This is a genomic window from Christensenella tenuis (genome assembly GCF_014287795.1).
Lineage (GTDB): Bacteria > Bacillota > Clostridia > Christensenellales > Christensenellaceae > Christensenella > Christensenella tenuis.
This window is the reverse complement of sequence record NZ_JACOON010000001.1, coordinates 59,303-78,017: the sequence shown is the minus strand read 5'-3', so window position 1 is coordinate 78,017 and position 18,715 is coordinate 59,303. Positions and strand designations below refer to the sequence as shown.

The window sequence follows — 18,715 nt, the reverse complement described above, 5'->3', positions numbered from 1 at the left end:
TGGAATAATAGAACGGCATTTTTACACTTCCGAGGGATATTATATTGTCTGCCCCTCTTCTGCACTTTGAAAGCCGCATAAATCAAGGCTTTTTGCTCGTCTAAATATCCATGCTGACAGTGAAAATAAAGACCATGTTTGAGGGCGCAAGCAGTCTATCCGGTTGCGCCCTCTTAACTACCTAGCAGCAAAGGCGGGAAAAGCTGTCAAGGACGCAAAGCGCGAAGTTTATCCTTGACAGCTTTTTCTGGCTTTGCTACTTATCATCTGTCAAAGCGGAACTTGGGTAGTGCTTCCATTAAGGACGATTTCATACTCATAAGCGCAAAATCCCGTATAGGTGCAAAGGCTTTTTTTGACCGTAGGTTATGAGAAATGGCAATCAACATAGATACCTCCAAACAAAATAATAGAGCCGATAACCGCATTTTTGATCTGCGCGTTATCGGCTGTGCGTCTGGCTCTTTGATAACTGTGGTATTCATATGTGGCAAAGGGGTTCCACAAGCAGGGCAAGGTTCCCCCTCACGCCCGTAAACCTGTAAATATGGCGTATTGCGGTACTCCTTTCCCTTTGTTTCAAAATATTCTTCTGGGGTCGTGCTATTTTTCTGAATGAAAAAGGTAAGACACTCTGGAATGATTGCGGCAAGACATTTCCATTCTCCCCGGTCAAGCTATTTGCCGGTCGTCCCGGATAAATCCTTGCGGCAAATAAAATCTCATCGGAATAAATATTCCCAATTCCGGCAATCGTATTTTGTTCCATAAGGCACTCTTTTATTACTTTCTTTCGTCCTCCTAATTTAGTGGACAGATATTCCGCAGTAAAATCAGAGTCAAACGGCTCTTTGCCTAATTTTTCAATTCCGCTGTATGTATTGGTTTCATCTTTATCCAGCAACCAAAAACGCCCAAATCGGCGCGTATCGGAAAACCGAAGTTCTTTGCCGTTATTCAGACTGAAAACAATGTGTCTATGCTTTTCTTCCGGGTATTCTGCCGGTGCTAACAACAAGCAGCCGGTCATTCGCAAGTGAATAATAATTCTATCACCGCTTTTGAGCATAATAACAAGAAGTTTTCCCCGGCGTACTACGCTGTCAAAAGTCTGCCTCGCAAGGCGACGGCAAAATAGATCGGCAATAAGGTGCGCAACCACTTCCAGGCGATTGACAGTAATTTGCTCAGTCGCAAGCCCTTGTATCTACGGCTCAATTACTCGCCTTATGGATTCTACTTCCGGCAGTTCCGGCATGATTGCCACCACCTTTCCCCGCTGATTTTTTTATCTGCTCGTGATAAAAATAGTTGACAACAACAGGCGGCGCGTCAAATGGCCGCTTCATGCTGTCGTCATTCGTCACATAATCAAGACCGATCTCTGCGGCGTAGGCTTGTAATTCGGTGTCCAGTAATTCCCAATAGCTGCGGTTGCCTTGTTGGTAAATCTCTCGATAAAGGGATAGCAGTTTTGGGTGTTTTTCTCGTATATATTCCATGATTACCGCTTTGTAGCCGCCACGCAGATTTAGATTTTCCAGCCAAATCAAATTGCACTGTTTCTTTGCCCGGTCAACAATCGCTTTTACATCGGTAATACCGGGGAATATAGGGGAAACAAAGCAAGTGGTACGGATTCCGGCTTTGTGAAATAGTTCCATTGCTGCAAGCCGCCGTTTGACGCTGACGGCGTTATCTATATCATTTTTGAAGTCCTCGTCTAATGTGTTGATAGACCACGAAACGCGGGAGTCCGGGAAAGTCTTTATCAACTCTAAATCTCGCAAAATTAGGTCGCTTTTTGTTGCGATACTGATTTTTGCACCGCTGCCTTGAAGCTGTTCCAGCAAAGCGCGCGTGCGCCTGTATTGTTCCTCCTGCGGGAGATAGGGGTCTGTCACAGAGCCGATAAAAAGCTCCTTGCCGGCATATTTTTTCGGATTCTTAATTTCCGGCCATAGCTTTACATCCAAAAAAGTTCCCCAGGGCTCCGCATGACCTGTAAAACGCTTCATAAAGGACGCATAGCAATAGCGGCACCCATGCGTGCAGCCCACATAAGGATTGACGGAGTATTCACATACAGGCAGATTTGATTTTGTAATAATGCTTTTTACTTCAATTTCTTTTATCATCATTTCCATTTTCCAAAATGTATTTGTTTATCTATATCGGGTTGATGTTGTTCTAATTGCGGTTCCTCCGGGTTTGCGTAGCCAATGCCAATAAATACGGGTATCATATAGGTCGGCGGCACTTTTAGCTTTTTCTTAACAATGTCGTGTTCTTTATTAAGCGGTATACGCATGGAGCAGGACAGCCCCTCCGCTGTTGCCGCCAAAAAGATATTTTCTATTACACACCAAATTGTAGCAAGGGGATTTAATTTTGAAACATATTCGCCGTTCAATTCTTTTGCTCTGAATAAAGGGATAATGACATACGGCGCTTCTTTCAGCATGGTATATTGTTTAGGCATAGCGTAGCCATACATTTTTTGCCCCAGTGTAATCGGGTAAGGTCTGGGCATATTCAGATACTTGTCGGCATTGAATTTATCCGCAATCGCTTTGGCTTCAGAAAAAGCATATTCCTTTTCTTCATCAGTTCGTAAAATGATAAACTTCCAATTACGGTTGTGATCCCATGTAGGGGCTTTGTTTCCTGCTTCCAAAATCCTTTTTATAGTATCAAAATCGACTTCTGTATCTAAAAATTCCCGCGTTGTTTTCCTTTTGTTAATCGCTTCGTAAAGTTCCATTCCTCAATCCTCCGTTTCCTGATTTACCAACATGGTAAGGTTTTTTGTGAATGTCCTCGAAAGGTCAATCAGTAGTTTTTGTTCTTCCATTGTAAACATGGACATGGCGGTATCTTCCGCCCATGTAATGTGCCGCACAACTTTTTCGCAGTATGCCCGCCCTGCGTCTGTCATTTGAACAATTTTATTTCTCTTGTTTTCCACCACTTCAGTAACAGTAACATAATCATCGGACAAAAGATTTTTGATGATTAAATTTACCGTTTGTTTAGATTGAAATGTCCTCTTGCAAATTTCGGTCTGCGTCATTCCGTCCTTCGCATAAAAGAGTGCGTTTACTACCAGCAGCGTTTTCATCAGCATACCATGACGTTTTGCGTATTCATCATACAGGGCAAACTGTTCATCTCTGAATTTGCAATATAGGTATGCGTTTTTCTTATCTTCCTTAGTCATATCTCCCTGCCTTTGGTCTATTCCTTTACGGTCAATTTATTGACTTTATAAGTATAGCGCACTTTTCTATGGATTTCAAGATTATCCAAGCGGTGATAAATGAATAAACTGCTGGGCGGTATGCGAGTATGAAGCGGAGCAAAAAGAACTGACGGAAAAGGTCAAGGCAGGCCGGGAAATGGTAAGCACCTACGAACAGGACAAAGCGGATTTTGACAGTTTTGCGGCGGTCATTCGCAAGTATGTGGGGATTACCGAACTCACGCCCACGATTATCAATGAGTCTGTGAAGAAGATTATCGTTCATGCGCCGGACAAGTCCAGCGGCCACCGGCGGCAGAAAATCCAGATTATCTGGAACTTCGTTGGTGAACTGAAGCAGGACGAGGACAAGCAAACCATTGAACGGTAGAGAAAAAGCAGGACAGCATAGCAATTTGCCATGCTGTCCTGCAAGATACCATTACTTCCTTATGGATGGCCGCCTAAAGCGCATGCCCGTTTTTTTATTTTTCTTTTATGCAATATAGTGCCGCACCCTGAAATGTGCGCCTGCGTCTTTTGCGATCCCGCGGCAGATTTCGATATCCTCCGGGCTGATTACGTCCACTACCGAGAGGGTTGTCCTGATTCCATATTTGACGCAATCGCGTGCAAAGTCAAGCATATAACGAAATCCATCTTCCCCGTAACGGCTGTGTACTACGCGTTCGTATTTCTTCGCGTCCGCTTCATTGAGGCTGATGGAGACTTCATCAACCAGCCCCACGAGCTCCTTTGCAATATCACGACCATGATAAACACTTGCATGTCCATTCGTATTGATACGTGTGTGTCCGCCATAACTTTTTACATAGGCAGCGATTTCCTTTAACTCGTCAATTTTAATAGTCGGTTCTCCATAGCCGCAAAAAACAACATCCGTCTTGTCTTTTTCCAGCAGGTCGATAATCTCCTGTGCCGCAGGCTCTTTTTTCATCCAGAGTTCGTATCCTGCAACGCCTTTTTCCGTCCTGCGCACACAAAACTCGCAGTCGTTGGTACACCTGTTTGTCAGGTTTATATAATTTTTGTCCCCTATTTTGTAAATATACGTATCCAAGCTATTTTTCCATTTCCGCACGCCGGAACGTGCAATTTGTTTTTCCTCTTTTTACGATAAACCTTATACAAGCCCGAAAAACCGTTTTGCATTTTCTTCCGTAATGCGAACGATTTCTTCAAGCGGTATTTCCCTGACCTCCGCGAGTTTTTCCGCCACATAGCTTACATAGGCGGGCTCGTTCCGTTTTCCGCGAAACGGCACGGGCGTCATGTAGGGACAATCCGTCTCGATCAAAAGGCGTTCAAGCGGAACGGCTTTCGCGGCCGTGACCGTTTTCCGCGCATTTTTAAACGTGACCGCGCCTCCAAACGCAATATAGAAGCCCATTTTCACAAGCTCCTCCGCCGTTTCAGCGCTCCCTGAAAAACAATGGAGCTCTCCGCGTACATTCGGATAACGCCGCAGGATCTCCATTGTATCCGCAGTTGCCTCCCGACTGTGCACCACAATTGGCATATCGACATCCAGCGCAAGCATTATCTGCCGTTCGAATACCTCTTTTTGCTTTTCGCGCGGTGAAAAATCGTAATGATAATCAAGGCCAATTTCGCCCACCGCAACTACTTTGGGCTCCTGGAGCAGGCCACGCAATGTTTCTTCCGTCCGCTCATCCCATTCGCTTGCGCTGTGGGGATGGATTCCCACTGCCGCATGCACAATATGGTGTTCGCGTGCAAGCGCTGCCGCATAAATGCTGTTTTCAAGGTCCGACGAGGCCTCTACGACATTTCCGACATGGTTTTCAGTAAGCCTTAAGAGGATCTCCTCCCTGTCGCCGTCAAAGCGTTCATCCAGCAGGTGAACGTGCGTATCAAAAAGCATCCCCTTATCCAACGGTCATTCCATCCTTTGCATCCGCAGTCACCAGAGATACATTGGGGTTATCTCCAACGGCAAGGATCATGCCTTCCGAAAGTGTACCACGCAGTTTTGCAGGTTTGAGATTTGCGACAATCACCACCGTTTTCCCGATCATCTCCTCTGCCGTGAAGCTTTCGCGGATTCCCGAAACAATGGTCCGGGTCTCTTCCCCGCACTTCACCGTCAACTTCAAAAGCTTATCCGAGCCTTCAAGATTTTCACACGCTGTTACAAGCGCAGTCTTCAACTGTACCTTCTTGAATTCATCGATTGTAATCTGCTGTATTTCTTCCTTTTTCTCCGGTTCCTTCTCCGCTTGTGCCGCAGCCATCAGCTTGTCAAGCTCTGCAAGCTCCTTTTCAATATCGATACGCGGAAAAATCGCTTCCCCCTTTTCAACGTGGATGCCTGCGGGAAGCTGCCCATATGCACGAATGCTTGCCCAGCTGATAAGTTCCTGCCTGTCATCCAGTCCGAGCTGTTTTCTCATTCGGACTGCAGTTTCCGGCATAACGCTTTCGATAAGCACGCTTACAATGCGCAGCCCTTCCGCCAGATGATACATCACGCTTCCAAGGCGTTCCTTTTTCGCTTCATCCTTCGCCAGTGCCCACGGCATCGTAATATCGATATACTTATTCAGCATACCGATATACTGCCATATCTCCGTCAATGCTTCGGACACCTTCCACTCGCTCATCATGGCGTCTACGCGTCCGGACAATTTTTCGGCAAAATCAATCAACTCCTGATCTTCGGGCGCTACTTCGCCCGCCCGCTGCACTTCCCCGCCGAAATACTTTCCGATCATAGCTACCGTCCGTGAAAGCAGGTTGCCAAGATCGTTGGCAAGGTCGGCGTTGATGCGTGAAAGCAACAGTTCATTCGAGAACATAAGATCACTGCCAAGCGGTGCTTCCCTCATCAGGAAATAACGGATTGCATCTACTCCATAGCGCCCTACAAGTACCACAGGATCTACCACGTTGCCGCGGCTCTTGCTCATTTTTCCGCCCTGCAAAGTAAGCCATCCGTGCCCGTAGACCCGCTTCGGAAGGGGCAGGCCAAGCGCCATCAGGATTGTCGGCCATGTAATCGTGTGGAAGCGCACGATTTCTTTACCAACCAGATGCAAGTCCGCCGGCCAATATTTCTGAAATTTACTGTCATCCTCCGAAAGATAGCCCAGTGCGGAAATATAGTTTGACAGTGCGTCGATCCACACATACATTACGTGCTCCGTATCAAAAGGCACTGGGATTCCCCATTTAAAGGAAGAGCGGGATACGCACAGGTCCTCCAGACCAGGGAGCAGAAAATTGTTGAGCATTTCATTTTTGCGCGACTCCGGCTGGATAAATTCTGGATGATCCTCAATGTATTGAATCAGTTTATCCGCGTACCTGGACGCACGGAAAAAATAGCTTTCCTCCTTGACCTTATGCACTTCACGCCCGCAATCCGGGCACTTTCCATCTGCAAGCTGGCGGTCTGTCCAGAAGGCCTCGCATGGCGTACAATACCAGCTTTCATATTCGCTTTTATAAATATCGCCCTGGTCATAAAGCTTTTGAAAAATCTTTTGTACACATTCCTCATGCCGTTTATCGGTCGTACGGATAAAATCGTCGTTGGTGATATTCATCAATTTCCACAGATCCTTGATTTGTGCCACCACGCCATCCACATATTCCTTAGGCGACATTCCTTTTTCCGTTGCAATCTTTTCAATTTTCTGGCCGTGTTCATCCGTCCCCGTGAGGAACATGACATCATAGCCAGTCTGGCGCTTAAAACGCGCAATGCTGTCTGCCGCCGTCGTACAATATGCATGTCCAATGTGCAGCTTGTCGCTGGGATAATAAATCGGTGTGGTGATATAAAATTTTTCGCTCATTTCCATGGCTCCTTTTCTTTCTCGCATAGGCTTTATTATATAATTTTCCGCATTTCTTTTCAATAGCGCCCCAGTCAAAACAAAGAGCACAGCCTAAAAGACTGTGCCCTGAATTTCTCTCTAGCCAGGTTATCCTTTGATGATAACTCCTTCCTGGTAGACCGGAACGACGTCAAACATATCTTCGCGCGTGCAGTATTCCAGGTCATCATACAATTTAAGCTGCTTCAAATACTCAAACTGTGTGCTGCCCTCCAGTGCTCCCAGGATATCGTGGTTTGCATCGTGATACAATTTCAGGGCGACTCTTCCCATGTCGTCAAGCTCGAGCGTTTCGTCGAGCTTCAGCATTCGGTCCAGTATGCAGCCCATCGCAATGATATCGTCCATAGAAAACTTTCTCTTTGTACCTGCGCATACCAAAACAATATCCGTCCCCAGAGACAGCGCTTTTTTTGCAACTGCCTGCGCATTGATAAAGGTGCCGATCAAAACATCGTCTGCCGCCGCCAATTCTTTCACTGCAACGGAACCGTTGGATGTGGAATACAGGACAACCATATCCTGCACAACATTTTGCGTATACTCAAGCGGAGAATTCCCGAGGTCGAAACCGCCTACCTTTTGCGCTGCAATCTCCCCACACAAAAGAACGTTGCCTTCCGAGATTTTCTTAATTGCAGCCGCTTCGTTTGCTTCACTCGTGGGAACAACCCTGTCACATCCGTTTGAAATTGCCGTGATAATTGTTGCGGACGCACGAAGCGCATCCACCATCACGGCCGTCCTGTCTTGTAATTCATTGATTGGCAGGTCCCGAAAAACCGCCGAACACACTACTTTCATAATTACCCCTTGCCTACGTTGTCTGATGCTTTATTCTACTATATTTTTTGTCAAAATACAAGTACAGGTCTTACGAAAATGCTTTTCTTATGCGATTCTCGTGAAGCCTGCCTTCAAAGCGCCCGCTTATTTGCGGTTCCCGTTTACAAGCGCAATCCCGTAAACCCTGTTTTTGGGCAGACTATATTCCCGTGCTACGTCCGCTGCCGCGAATTTCTTTGTCATTCCCTGTTTGAGCCGTTTATTTACTTCCCGTGCGATCCGCTCATCCGTCAAATCCTCCGCGCAGCCTTTTTCCGGAGAGATTATCAAGACAAATTCCCCTTTAACAGCATCCCTTCTTTCGAATTCATCTTTTGCCTGGCCGGCGGTCATACGCAGGCTTTCTTCATGCAGCTTCGTCAGCTCCCTGCATACGCACACGGGCGTATCCGCGCCGCATACATCGCATACCTCCGCCAGCGTCTTCAGAATACGGTTCGGACTTTCGTAGATAACACAGGGAATGCCTTTTTCCCGTATCTCTTCCAGTTCCCGCCGCCGCGCAGCCTGTTTGGGACTCAAAAACCCCCAGAACAGGAAGCGGGAACAATCCATCCCTGAAAGCGTCACCGCTGCCACCGCAGCGCACGCGCCCGGAAGGCTTTCTACGTCAATGCCTTTTGCAATACACCGCCGGACCAGCTCATATCCCGGATCGGAAATCATAGGGGTTCCGGCATCCGAAACAAGCGCTACCGTTTTTCCCGCCTGCAAGGCGTCTATAATTTCTCCAAAACGCGTTTCTTTGCTGTATTCATGAAAGCTCAACAGCTTATTTTGAATTTCGTAATGATTCAGCAGTTTTATGGTTCTCCTTGTATCCTCCGCCGCAATCATATCCGCTTCTTTCAAAGCTTCAAGCGCACGCAGCGTAATATCTCCAAGATTCCCGATCGGTGTCGCTACAATCATCAATTTTCCGCAGTTCATTCTAAAATCCCATCCCTGTGGTATATTTTTCGGACTTCTTCCGTTTCGCTTCTGTCATCATGATATATAATAAGCGGCGGGTGTACCGTTACCCCTTCATTTCCGTCTTTTACGGCGGAAATAAGCACCTGTGCTGCCGGTTTGCGGACAAAGCTGTGAATAAACCGGACTTCCTTGGGCTCAAGCCTGTTTTCACGCAGCACTGTAAACAGTTCTGCGCTGCGCGTTGCCCGGTGAATCAAGAAAAAACGTCCGCCTGAGCGCAGCAATGCCCGCGCCGAAGCACAGAGTTCGGAAAATGTGACGGCAATTTCAAACCTTGCGAGCCTGTGCGATTTATCTCTGCTGCCCACTCCTGCGCATTCCTTGTCATATGGCGGATTGGAAACCACCGCGTCAAATTCACCGGAAAGCAATTTACGGGCATCTTTAATGTCTCCGTGGATAATCTCGATCTGCTGGGAAAGTCCATTCATCTCAATGCTGCGCCGCGCGAGGCAGCAAAGATTTTCCTGCAGTTCGAGCGCCTGCACAAAAATATCTTCCCTGCGTCCGTAAAGCAGCAGCGGAAGAATTCCTGTCCCCGTTCCGAGATCAGCGACACGCGCATTTTTTTTCAGGCGTACAAAATCCGCAAGCAGGACTGCATCTGTTCCAAAACAAAATAAATCCGTATCTTGCAGAATAGAAAGCCCTTTTAATTGAAGATCGTCTATTCGTTCCATATTTGTATTATACCATATCTTCCTGTCCTCCCAAGGAAAGCAGAAAAAAGAGACCCGCAAAAGTGCAGGTCTCTTTTATTTCGTGTTGTTCTACTTTCGCTTACGCCTCGGAAATTGCTTCCACAGGGCACGTAGCAGCACAAGCTCCGCAGTCGATGCACTCATCGGCATTGATCTGATACTGATCGCCCCCATCGGAAATCGCGTTTACCGGGCAATCTGCCGCGCAAGCTCCGCAAGAGATGCAAGCGTCCGAAATTTTGTATGCCATGTCCTTTCACCTCCATACTTAATACAACTCTATTCTACCTATCCACCCATAAAAAAGCAATAGTTTTATTTACCTTCCGGCGATTTTCTTTCTTCATCCGCCGAAGCCTCTTTGCCCTCTTTCTTTTTTTCTTTCTTTGGCCCTGCATCCTTTGCCCGAATCTCGGAATAATCATAGACGGCGTATTCAAAGGTTCCGTCTTCAAGGGGCATTTTCACCTTCACTTTGCCAGTGAGCGTATTGGTATCCGCCACTTCGCCCAGGCCGTCCGGAGTTTTCACCGCATGGCCGACGCGTGGCAGCCTGCGGCACATATCATGGTAATGCTCCTGCTCATAGTTCAGGCAGCACATCAGCCTGCCGCATAGGCCGCTGATTTTCGTCGGCGAAAGCGATAGGCTCTGTTCTTTTGCCATCTTGATCGAAACCGGCTGGAAATCCCCGAGAAACGCGCTGCAACAGCACGGCCGTCCGCACGGCCCGAGGCCGCCGATCTTTTTCGCTTCATCGCGCACGCCAATTTGCCGGAGTTCGATCCGTGTTTTAAACACAGATGCCAAATCCTTGACAAGTTCGCGGAAGTCGACCCTGCCTTCCGCCGTGAAATAAAAGATCACTTTGTTGCCGTCAAACGTATATTCCACATCGATCAGCTTCATGTCCATCTTATGTTTTTTAATTCGCTCATTACAGGTTTTAAAGGCTTCTTTTTCCTTTTGCCTGTTTGCTTCGATTTTTTTTAAGTCTTTTTCATCCGCTTTACGCAAAACTTTTTTCAGCGGTTTTGTGATTTGCTTTTCTTCCACCTCGCGCGGTGCCAGAACAACCTCTCCAAATTCCACCCCACGGGCAGTTTCGACAATCACTTTATCATTCAATTCTATTTCCAGTTTGCCCGGATCGAAATAATATATCTTCCCAACCTCGGCAAACCGTACGCCGATAATAAAACTCATAAAATAACCTCCAATATATGAAAAAGCATACTCTCGAGGGCAAGTTTCACATTAAGCCCTGCGCACTGCGCACGCTTTACCATGCAATCAAATAATGCCTGCTGCGTGTTGACCAGCACATAATCCCGCAGTTTTGCATGACGTGCAATTTCCGGGAGTTTATCTTCGCTCACCAACACCTCTCCCGTATGTTTATAAAGCAATACGTCCCCAATGTACTGGAGTGCCGCCCCAATGCACAGGTCAACCGCGCCTTCGTGCTTCAGGAAAAGCTCTAATGTTGCGCTTGTCGCCATATTTCTTGCTGTAAACAGACGATTTAAGGCGAGGATCATATCGTCCCTGATGTCAAAGAATCCTTTCTCAAGATACGATACCGCCAGATGGTAATCTCCCTTTGCGGCAACAGAAAGCACACGCGCGCGAAGCGTAGGCAGATTTTTCTCTTCATGCAGCAGCTTTTCCGTTTCTTCACGGGAAAATGATGTCTTTAAAATTATACACCGCGAAAGAATGGTAGGCAATATATTTTTCATGTTTTGCGCGCCCAGCATAAACACCGTGTGACCCGGCGGTTCCTCAATTACCTTTAAAAGCGCATTTTGCGCCTGGGGCGTCATTGCATCCGCACGGGCGATCACAACAGCCTGATAGCCTCCTTCATACGGCTTTTTGGCAACTGCCGCAGGAATTTCGCGCACATCGCCAATACTGATCGTACTTTTCGCCGGTTCGATCACAAACAGATCCGCATGATTTTTGTGCAGATATTTTAAGCATCCCGGACACGTTTTGCATCCCGTTCTGTCCTGGCAGAATACACGCAGTAAAAATTCATCAATCTGCTCCTGCGTTGCCTCAGGCGATGAACCCGCTATGAGGTAAGCACCCGCAATATTTCCTGTTGCAAGCGCGTTTTCTAGTATCTCATTCATTGCAAAATCCATTTTCCCTGAGAATTTCTTCCATTTTGGCACGTACAATATCCTGCGTTATGTATTTATCGCCGGAAGCATCGATACGAACAATACGGTCCGGGTATAGCTTTGAAAGCTCTACAAATCCGTTGTACAGCATAATATAAAATGCTTCCTCCTGTGTTTCGAGCCTGTCATGTATGCGCTTTTTACTCATCCGCTCAAATGCAAGATGCGGCGGAAAATCAAGAAAAAAGGTTTTGTCCGGCATCATATTGCCCATAGCAAAGCGATTGATATCCATCACCGGTTCAATTCCAAGGCCGCGGCCTACTCCTTGGTAAGCAAGCGACGAATCGATAAAGCGGTCGCACAGGACAATCCGCCCTTCGCGTACGGCAGGAGCGATCACTTCCTCTACATGCTGCGCACGCGCGGCAGCATACAGGAGCGCTTCCGTCCGGTCTCCCATTTCCTTATTCTCAATATCAAGCACAAGATCCCTGATTTTTTCAGAAATATTGCAGCCTCCCGGCTCACGCGTGAGCACCGGATTAATACCGCATTCCTCCATCAGGTATTCCGATAAAAAACGCATTTGGGTGCTTTTTCCACAGCCATCTACACCTTCAAATGTTATAAACAATCCACTCAAAACTTTGTATATCCTTTCTTAAAAACAAGCAATTTCGATTTCATTGCGGTAGATGCCAAAAAGTCCATATCCGCGATTTTTCAGCAAGGTCAGATAATCGACCATATCTTCCGCGATTTTTTGCCCGGGCAGAATCACGGGTACGCCAGGCGGATAGGCCCCTGCGGGCACGGCGGCAATGCACCCAATACTTTCTTCCAGTGCCACGCTGCGCCGTTCCGCAAAAAATGCTTTGCGCATGGGAACCGATATTTGCGGCAGGTATACCTGCTTCAAGTCCTCCGCTGTCATCATCCTGCGTATTTTGTAGTTCGATCCCTTGATTTCACCAAGCGCCGCCTTGAGTGCCTCAAAATCCTCCGCTGTGTCAGCGGCAGTACAAATCAATACAATGTTTGCAATATCCGCAGTTTCTACCGCAATTCCTTTTTCCTGCAAAAAGCGCGCTGCCCCAAAGCCGCTGACTCCCCGGTCCGTCACATCGATCACGAGCCGGAGGATATCCCTGTCAAAAGCTCCTGTCTCTTTGGGAATATCCTGAAAAATGCAGCGGTAGCCGCCCAACGCCTCTATACGGCGCATATTCTCTTCTACAAGCTGAATCACCGTATGGAGTTTTTGTTTCCCTTCCCTGCGCATAAATCCAAGCGTATAATCCGAAGACGCCAGCAAAAGATAGGACGGGCTCGTCGTTTGCAGCATGTTGAGCCGCGATTGGATGACTTCTGGCTGTAGGCCTGCTTCCACTCCCGCGCTCAGTACTGCGCACTGGTTCATCGCCCCAAGCGTTTTATGCAGGCTGCACGTCCAGATATCGCAGCCCGCATGCGCGGGCGTTACCGGAAGCAGGCCGGAAAAATCGAACGCCGCAGCGTGCGCCGCATCACAAATTACCTTCATTCCGGCTTCATGCGCTACCGCGCAGATACCGTTTAAATCCGCGCACAGTCCATAATAGTTTGGGTAAGTCAGGTAAACGGCCTTTGCCTTTTTATGAAGCGCCACGGCGGAAGCAATATCCTGTACGCTTACCACGCAGGGCACATCCGTTTCCCGCGCGGAAGGATAAACAAACACCGGTTTTACATCCGCCATAATAAAGGCATTCACTGCGGAAAGATGGATATCCCGCGCGACGATCACTGTGTCTCCCGGCTCCAGGACCGAAAGCACGGATGCCTGCACGCCGCATGAGCCCCCATTTACCATAAAATAGCTTTCACGCGCATCGATATACTCTGCATGCAGCTTTTGTGATTTTTTAATTGCTTCCTGCGGATGATAGAGGTTGTCTGCCCCGGAAAGCTCTGTGATATCAAGCCGATGCACCTCTTCCGGCAGGAACCCCGCTTTTCCTTTGTGGCCGGGCATACAAAAACGCAACCGCGCCTCTCCGGAAACGCGGCCCAGCATATCCACGATCGGTGTTTCCATCGCGCCGGCCTCCTCTTACCGCTGTTCCAGCTTTTGCTTCAGTTCCTCTGTTGGGCTGAACAAAATTGCAATATCCCCGCAGTCAACGACATAGCTGTCCGCTTTTTTGCGGAAGGTATATTTATATTTTTTTCGTCCGGCAATTTCATGCTCCATTGCGGGATATTCTCCCATTTTTTTAATGTTGCGCAGGGGAATTGTAGAAAGTTCTTTTTCCCGGGCGCCAATCCTGCGTCCAAAAAGAATCTTCCCATCGCCAATCACATAAACATAATCTGTCATATACCGTTTGACCGCCACAAAACCCGCAAGCACCACAATCACAAAGGCAAAAAGTTGCAGCCAAGGTAAACTGAGCAGGAAACCAATGAAAGAAAGAACAAACATGGTTCCCAAGATTGCCGCAACAATACCAAGCGTAATCAATATCCCTGCAAATGCGCCTATTTTTTTATGAGCCATCTCTTCGCGGTACATGGAAAACCCCCTTCAATTCCTATCGTACATCATATCAAAAAACCACTTTCTCCGCAAGCCGGGCCAGCCTGGCCTTCCCCTGGCTTATGCGCCCAGTTTCCTGATGACTTCCACCGGAAGACGCGCTTCTATATACACGCCATCCGGCCTGTAATCAAGAAAAACGTCCTTTCCACTGCGGTTAACCAGCGCAAGCAGGTCTCCCCTGTCGTATCCGAGCGTCCCGCGATACGTCATAAATTGGGGCGCAAGCTTTTCCGCAACGAGTGTGAGCAGCGTTTCAAGCCCTTCCCCTGTTTTTGCAGAAATATAGACGGTATCTTTTCCCGCTTCGGGCTGTTCCTCCAGCCGGTCCGTTTTATTCATCACCAAAATCTTCGGCGTTTCATCGGTGTGCAGGGAGGAAAGCAATTCGCGCACTACTTCCATCTGCCTTCCCGCGGTCGGGCTGCTTGCATCCGTGACAAGGAGAAGCAGATCCGCCCGCGCCGCCTCCTCCAGTGTGGAACGGAACGCACTCACGAGATCATGCGGAAGCTTTTCGATAAAACCGACCGTATCAGTAAACACAATCTCTCCAATATCCGGCAGTTCCACACGCCGCGTAACAGGATCAAGCGTTGCAAACAGCTTATCTTCCGCACGCACCTCCGCATCCGTGAGAGCGTTCAGCAAACTTGATTTCCCGGCATTTGTATAGCCCACAAGCGCGACTTCCTTTACGTCGTTTTCCCGGCGCGCAGTACGGCGAAGCTCTCTTTGCTCCGCAACTTTTCCCAGTTCCTGCTGCAGCTCGAAAATCCGCCGCCGAATCCGGCGGCGGTCAATCTCTATTTTCTTTTCGCCCGGCCCCCGCGTTCCAATGCCTCCGCCCAGGCGCGACAGGGATACACCCTCGCCTGCGAGCCGGGGAAGCGTATACTGCAATTGCGCAAGTTCTACCTGCAGCCGTCCTTCGCGTGTGCGCGCATGCGCGGCAAAAATATCCAGAATCAGCATCGTGCGGTCTACAATCTTAACGCCTAAAGTCTCCTCAAGATTGCGTGTTTCCAACGGGGAAAGCTCATCGTTTGTAATCACAATATCTGCATCCAGGGCAGACATCTGTAAGGAAAGCTCCTGTGCTTTTCCTTTGCCGACATAATAGGCCCGGTCCCGGTCACGATTCTGTGTGAGGCTGCCCACAACCTGCGCTCCCGCCGTCTCCGCGAGCCGCGCAAGCTCTTCCATACTTTCCTGCGGAGCATTCAGGCCAACCAGCACTGCGCGTTCCGGGGCGTCCTCTGTTTCATGCAGCCGCACAAGCTGCTGGATTCGTTCCGTTACTGCGGCAATCTCATGCATCAGTGCCTGCTGCGGAATACGCCCCGGCCGGAAAGGGCCCGTAATCCTGGCCTGATCGAGTTTCTCTCCAATAAAGCCCACGCACATAGCGGTCGCTTTGCCTTCTTTTACAGCGATTGCCGCCATCGCGTCAAAACGGCTGGAAAGCAGCGAACCAACATCTACGCTGGAAAGCATCGGGCTCCCGCCCGGATGCGTATGCAGGGCGCGTATGCCGGATACGCCCGCAGACCCGCGCCGCACGCGCATATAGGGCAGCTTTACGCTTTTATCCGTACCTACAGAAACATCGAGCACCCTTCCGCTCCTCGAAAGGAATATGGAAATTTCTTTTCCCGTAACTTCCGTGAGGCGCGCCATTTCGCCAACCAAAGCTTCCGAAATAAATTCCTGCGGAGACAGCTTAAATTCATATAGTCCTTTTAATTCTTCTATGGTCCGGGATTTCAGCCCTGCCATATTTCCATGTATCTCATTCATATAATTGATTATACCAGAAACTAGGATCCTTTTGCGCCTTCTTAACACATTTTTGACAAACATTTCCACACATATGCCGTAAAGCATAAAAAAACGGCACAGCCCATGCCGTACCGTTTTGTTTTTCATTTTGTCACAGGATAGAGGGAATTTCCACGTCCAGATACGCCGCCATAGAATCCGCAATCAACTGATGGTCTTCTTCATGGGAAAGCGCAGACACCATCACAAATCCATGCGTTTCTCCATTCTTTCCAAAAATCGGCATACAGCCGCCGCATAACGCATAATTTCCATGATCTCCGCTGTTTTTACACCACGCTTCTTCTTGCCGGATTCCATAATGTATTTCGAGGAATGTTCGCATTGAACTAATCCTTGTAATGGAGCTCGTATTGAATTTTCGTGTCATCCATAACTCATTTTCAAGCGAACATTCATCCATCATATGCGAAAACAAAACCGCTCCCTCCGCAAAAATCCGCACCGTAACCCCATGGTGATATTTCTCTCTTGCCATCTCTATCACTTTAAGGCCAAGACCAAGCGCGTCATCCCGTGTAAACTGTTCAAAGCGCAGCAATTCTTCCTGTTTTTTTACAATATCAATCCATTCTCTTTTGGCAGCAAGCATTTCGAAATCCCCCTAACTATTTTATGAGCACTATTTTTATTGCGCCATACACGGCGTTTCTTCAATTATGCGAATATTATATCAACTGTCGCCGCATGTTTCCATTCTTTTCATAAAATAATGCCGGTGGCAGCAGATATTCGGAAAATTCTACACCAAACACTCAAAACAGTGCAGTTTTCTCAGGCTGTGCGAAGCTCTTTTTTCCCTTGGCTTGCACAACATGAACTGCCGGCATTGCCGCAGATTCAGCGGCAATAATGGGCTCAAATTGTTCCGTACGCGCATGATTGGTAAAATGCCCGCGGCGGCAAAAATCTGTCTGTAAGCGAAAACTCCCGCCTTCTTATCCCTGTGCTTCTTTTTCCCGGATCATGCGGAGTTCGTGTTCAATCCGCGGCAGCCCATGCTGGATAACATCCCACACATCGTAAAGCTGTACGCCTTCATAATCGTGCACAATCCTGTTTCTAAGCCCACGCAGTTGGTGCCAGGGGACGGTGCTGTATCGTTCCTTAAGGCTATTGTCCACAATTTTTACGAGTTCCCCAATCTGGCTTAAATTGAATACGCAAGCTGCGATCGCTTTATCATCCTGCATAAAATCCGCATAGGTATATCCCGCCACAAAAGAGCGCGTCTGCCGGGAATAGCGTTCGATTTTTTCAAGAATCTGCTCCGTTTTCCGTTTCATAGACTATTACCCCTGTCTGCTCCACTTCATGCGCAATCCTCGAACCCGCCTCGATTTGCGAAAGTTCAATTACATCTACGGGCACGTGAAACGCCTGTGCCATGGTTTCAAGCACCCCGAAGAAATCGAGGCCCCGGAGCGTTCCATCCGAGTCGATCACAAAATCAAGATCGCTTTCTTCCGTCGCATTATCCTTAGCATAAGAGCCGAAAAGCACAACACGCTTTACCGGCGTATCCTGCAGAATTTGTTTTAAGATGCTTTCAATCTGTTGGCGTGTATACATGTTATTCCACCGATTCAATGTCTGCTATTCCACCCGGAAGCACGAGCGCTTCCTGCATAATCTTTATGGCGGAGGCAAAACCGATCCCAAAACGCCGCGCGCCGCGTTTATACATTTTCAGCAGCGTTTCAAGGTCTCGTACGCCGCCCGCCACTTTAATTTTAATGCGTTCCCCCACTGTTTTTTTGATCAGCTCCACATGATGCAGAGTTGTCGGCGGCGCAGAAAAACCGGTTCCTGTTTTTACATAATCTGCACCGGATGCAATCACAATTTCACAGGCCTTTTCAATTTCGTCATCCGTGAGCAGCATCGCTTCGATGATTACCTTAAGCGAGCGGCCTTCCGTCGCTTTACGCACAGCCCGGAGGTCTTCCAGCACTTCTTCGTATTTTTGGGATTTCAGCCAGCCCACATTCATAACCATGTCATGCTCTGCCGGATCGAACGTATTAAAATATTCCGCCATTTCCACTTTGGTTTTCGTCGCTTCCTGCCCGGAGGGAAATGCGAGCGACGTTCCGAACGCCGTATTTGTTCCCTTTAACCCGCGGCTTAGTTCCGGATAATAGGCAGGCCATGCAAACGCACATCCAAATTCATACTGTTTGCACGCGTCGATCATGGCATATAAATCTTCATAACTTGTATCAAGCTTGAGCACGCTTGGATCCATCATATAGGCAATATCTTTTACTGTAAGCTGGTTTTTATCGATTTCTTTCATTCTTCTTTCCCTCATGGCAAAATGATAAGTCTTGTTCACAGCATAATGTAATTATGAATTTTTGTCAATTTCATAATATATATCCCTCTATTTTCGTATAAATTGAATTTTATCCCTCGCTATCCATTTATTTATATTTATTCTAATAACTACCTTTATAAATAATATTTTATATAAAGCATTTTTACTTGGCATAGCGGTATTATATTTGTAG

The 18,715-nt window shown here is 47.8% G+C and carries 21 protein-coding genes and 1 pseudogene; 1 reads left to right on the top strand and 21 read right to left on the bottom strand.

The genetic code is table 11. The annotated features are described in order from the left end of the window. Nucleotides 1-481 precede the first annotated feature (481 nt). From H8S18_RS14905 to H8S18_RS00410, 4 genes are read right to left on the bottom strand one after another with little or no spacing between them, the layout of a single operon-like run. Entirely contained in the window at nucleotides 482-1,162 is a 681-nt protein-coding gene (locus tag H8S18_RS14905) for a DNA-formamidopyrimidine glycosylase family protein (RefSeq protein WP_186856351.1), read from the bottom strand. Between the two features lie 52 nt (nucleotides 1,163-1,214). Further along, nucleotides 1,215-2,141: a radical SAM mobile pair protein B gene (locus tag H8S18_RS00420; RefSeq protein ID WP_186856350.1), complete on the bottom strand. Its 927-nt coding sequence runs from the start codon at nucleotides 2,139-2,141 to the stop codon at nucleotides 1,215-1,217. Continuing rightward, the gene (locus H8S18_RS00415; RefSeq protein WP_186856349.1) at nucleotides 2,138-2,764 is read right to left on the bottom strand and encodes a nitroreductase family protein; all 627 of its coding nucleotides are present in this window, start codon (nucleotides 2,762-2,764) and stop codon (nucleotides 2,138-2,140) included. The genes H8S18_RS00420 and H8S18_RS00415 overlap by 4 nt, the downstream gene beginning before the upstream one ends. A gap of 3 nt (nucleotides 2,765-2,767) precedes the next feature. Beyond that, the gene (locus tag H8S18_RS00410) at nucleotides 2,768-3,220 is read right to left on the bottom strand and encodes a MarR family winged helix-turn-helix transcriptional regulator (RefSeq protein ID WP_186856348.1); all 453 of its coding nucleotides are present in this window, start codon (nucleotides 3,218-3,220) and stop codon (nucleotides 2,768-2,770) included. A 124-nt stretch (nucleotides 3,221-3,344) separates the two neighbouring features. Between H8S18_RS00410 and H8S18_RS00405 the strand changes: the two are divergent. After that, nucleotides 3,345-3,632: pseudogene (locus H8S18_RS00405) on the top strand (DUF4368 domain-containing protein); the annotation flags it as partial. A 105-nt stretch (nucleotides 3,633-3,737) separates the two neighbouring features. On the opposite strand, the gene H8S18_RS00400 reads toward H8S18_RS00405, so the two are convergent. The 17 genes from H8S18_RS00400 to deoC all read right to left on the bottom strand — a co-directional run bounded on the left by H8S18_RS00400 (nucleotide 3,738) and on the right by deoC (nucleotide 18,501). Continuing rightward, nucleotides 3,738-4,322, bottom strand: coding sequence for a TatD family nuclease-associated radical SAM protein (locus tag H8S18_RS00400; RefSeq protein WP_186856347.1), 585 nt, complete (start codon nucleotides 4,320-4,322; stop codon nucleotides 3,738-3,740). Between the two features lie 63 nt (nucleotides 4,323-4,385). Continuing rightward, nucleotides 4,386-5,159, bottom strand: a complete 774-nt coding sequence (locus H8S18_RS00395) for a TatD family hydrolase (RefSeq protein WP_330598627.1) — start codon at nucleotides 5,157-5,159, stop codon at nucleotides 4,386-4,388. Continuing rightward, nucleotides 5,152-7,083, bottom strand: coding sequence for a methionine--tRNA ligase (gene metG / locus H8S18_RS00390; protein ID WP_186856346.1), 1,932 nt, complete (start codon nucleotides 7,081-7,083; stop codon nucleotides 5,152-5,154). The genes H8S18_RS00395 and metG overlap by 8 nt, the downstream gene beginning before the upstream one ends. A 129-nt stretch (nucleotides 7,084-7,212) precedes the next feature. Beyond that, nucleotides 7,213-7,929, bottom strand: a complete 717-nt coding sequence (locus H8S18_RS00385; RefSeq protein WP_186856345.1) for a 2-phosphosulfolactate phosphatase — start codon at nucleotides 7,927-7,929, stop codon at nucleotides 7,213-7,215. Nucleotides 7,930-8,055: 126 nt separating this feature from the next. After that, nucleotides 8,056-8,901: a 16S rRNA (cytidine(1402)-2'-O)-methyltransferase gene (gene rsmI, locus H8S18_RS00380; protein ID WP_186856344.1), complete on the bottom strand. Its 846-nt coding sequence runs from the start codon at nucleotides 8,899-8,901 to the stop codon at nucleotides 8,056-8,058. Beyond that, entirely contained in the window at nucleotides 8,898-9,626 is a 729-nt protein-coding gene (locus H8S18_RS00375) for a tRNA1(Val) (adenine(37)-N6)-methyltransferase (protein ID WP_186856343.1), read from the bottom strand. The genes rsmI and H8S18_RS00375 overlap by 4 nt, the downstream gene beginning before the upstream one ends. Before the next feature lie 100 nt (nucleotides 9,627-9,726). Next, nucleotides 9,727-9,897: a DUF362 domain-containing protein gene (locus tag H8S18_RS00370; RefSeq protein WP_066517968.1), complete on the bottom strand. Its 171-nt coding sequence runs from the start codon at nucleotides 9,895-9,897 to the stop codon at nucleotides 9,727-9,729. Between the two features lie 65 nt (nucleotides 9,898-9,962). Then, entirely contained in the window at nucleotides 9,963-10,853 is an 891-nt protein-coding gene (locus H8S18_RS00365; protein WP_186856342.1) for a PSP1 domain-containing protein, read from the bottom strand. After that, on the bottom strand, nucleotides 10,850-11,788 hold the full coding sequence (locus tag H8S18_RS00360) for a DNA polymerase III subunit (protein ID WP_186856341.1): 939 nt from the start codon (nucleotides 11,786-11,788) through the stop codon (nucleotides 10,850-10,852). Before H8S18_RS00360 ends, H8S18_RS00365 begins: the two co-directional genes overlap by 4 nt. Next, on the bottom strand, nucleotides 11,781-12,425 hold the full coding sequence (gene tmk / locus H8S18_RS00355; RefSeq protein WP_207721606.1) for a dTMP kinase: 645 nt from the start codon (nucleotides 12,423-12,425) through the stop codon (nucleotides 11,781-11,783). The genes H8S18_RS00360 and tmk overlap by 8 nt, the downstream gene beginning before the upstream one ends. An 18-nt stretch (nucleotides 12,426-12,443) precedes the next feature. Then, entirely contained in the window at nucleotides 12,444-13,859 is a 1,416-nt protein-coding gene (locus H8S18_RS00350) for an aminotransferase class I/II-fold pyridoxal phosphate-dependent enzyme (RefSeq protein ID WP_186856340.1), read from the bottom strand. 15 nt (nucleotides 13,860-13,874) lie between these two features. Then, complete coding sequence (locus tag H8S18_RS00345) at nucleotides 13,875-14,336, bottom strand: hypothetical protein (RefSeq protein WP_186856339.1); 462 nt, start codon at nucleotides 14,334-14,336, stop codon at nucleotides 13,875-13,877. An 84-nt stretch (nucleotides 14,337-14,420) separates the two neighbouring features. After that, the gene (gene hflX / locus H8S18_RS00340; protein ID WP_186856338.1) at nucleotides 14,421-16,139 is read right to left on the bottom strand and encodes a GTPase HflX; all 1,719 of its coding nucleotides are present in this window, start codon (nucleotides 16,137-16,139) and stop codon (nucleotides 14,421-14,423) included. A 154-nt stretch (nucleotides 16,140-16,293) separates the two neighbouring features. Continuing rightward, the gene (locus tag H8S18_RS00335; RefSeq protein WP_186856337.1) at nucleotides 16,294-16,794 is read right to left on the bottom strand and encodes a heme-binding protein; all 501 of its coding nucleotides are present in this window, start codon (nucleotides 16,792-16,794) and stop codon (nucleotides 16,294-16,296) included. A gap of 346 nt (nucleotides 16,795-17,140) precedes the next feature. Next, nucleotides 17,141-17,488: a HepT-like ribonuclease domain-containing protein gene (locus H8S18_RS00330; RefSeq protein WP_186856336.1), complete on the bottom strand. Its 348-nt coding sequence runs from the start codon at nucleotides 17,486-17,488 to the stop codon at nucleotides 17,141-17,143. Continuing rightward, on the bottom strand, nucleotides 17,460-17,774 hold the full coding sequence (locus tag H8S18_RS00325; RefSeq protein ID WP_186856335.1) for a nucleotidyltransferase family protein: 315 nt from the start codon (nucleotides 17,772-17,774) through the stop codon (nucleotides 17,460-17,462). The genes H8S18_RS00330 and H8S18_RS00325 overlap by 29 nt, the downstream gene beginning before the upstream one ends. A 1-nt stretch (nucleotide 17,775) precedes the next feature. Further along, the gene (gene deoC, locus H8S18_RS00320; protein ID WP_186856334.1) at nucleotides 17,776-18,501 is read right to left on the bottom strand and encodes a deoxyribose-phosphate aldolase; all 726 of its coding nucleotides are present in this window, start codon (nucleotides 18,499-18,501) and stop codon (nucleotides 17,776-17,778) included. Between the last annotated feature and the right edge of the window lie 214 nt (nucleotides 18,502-18,715).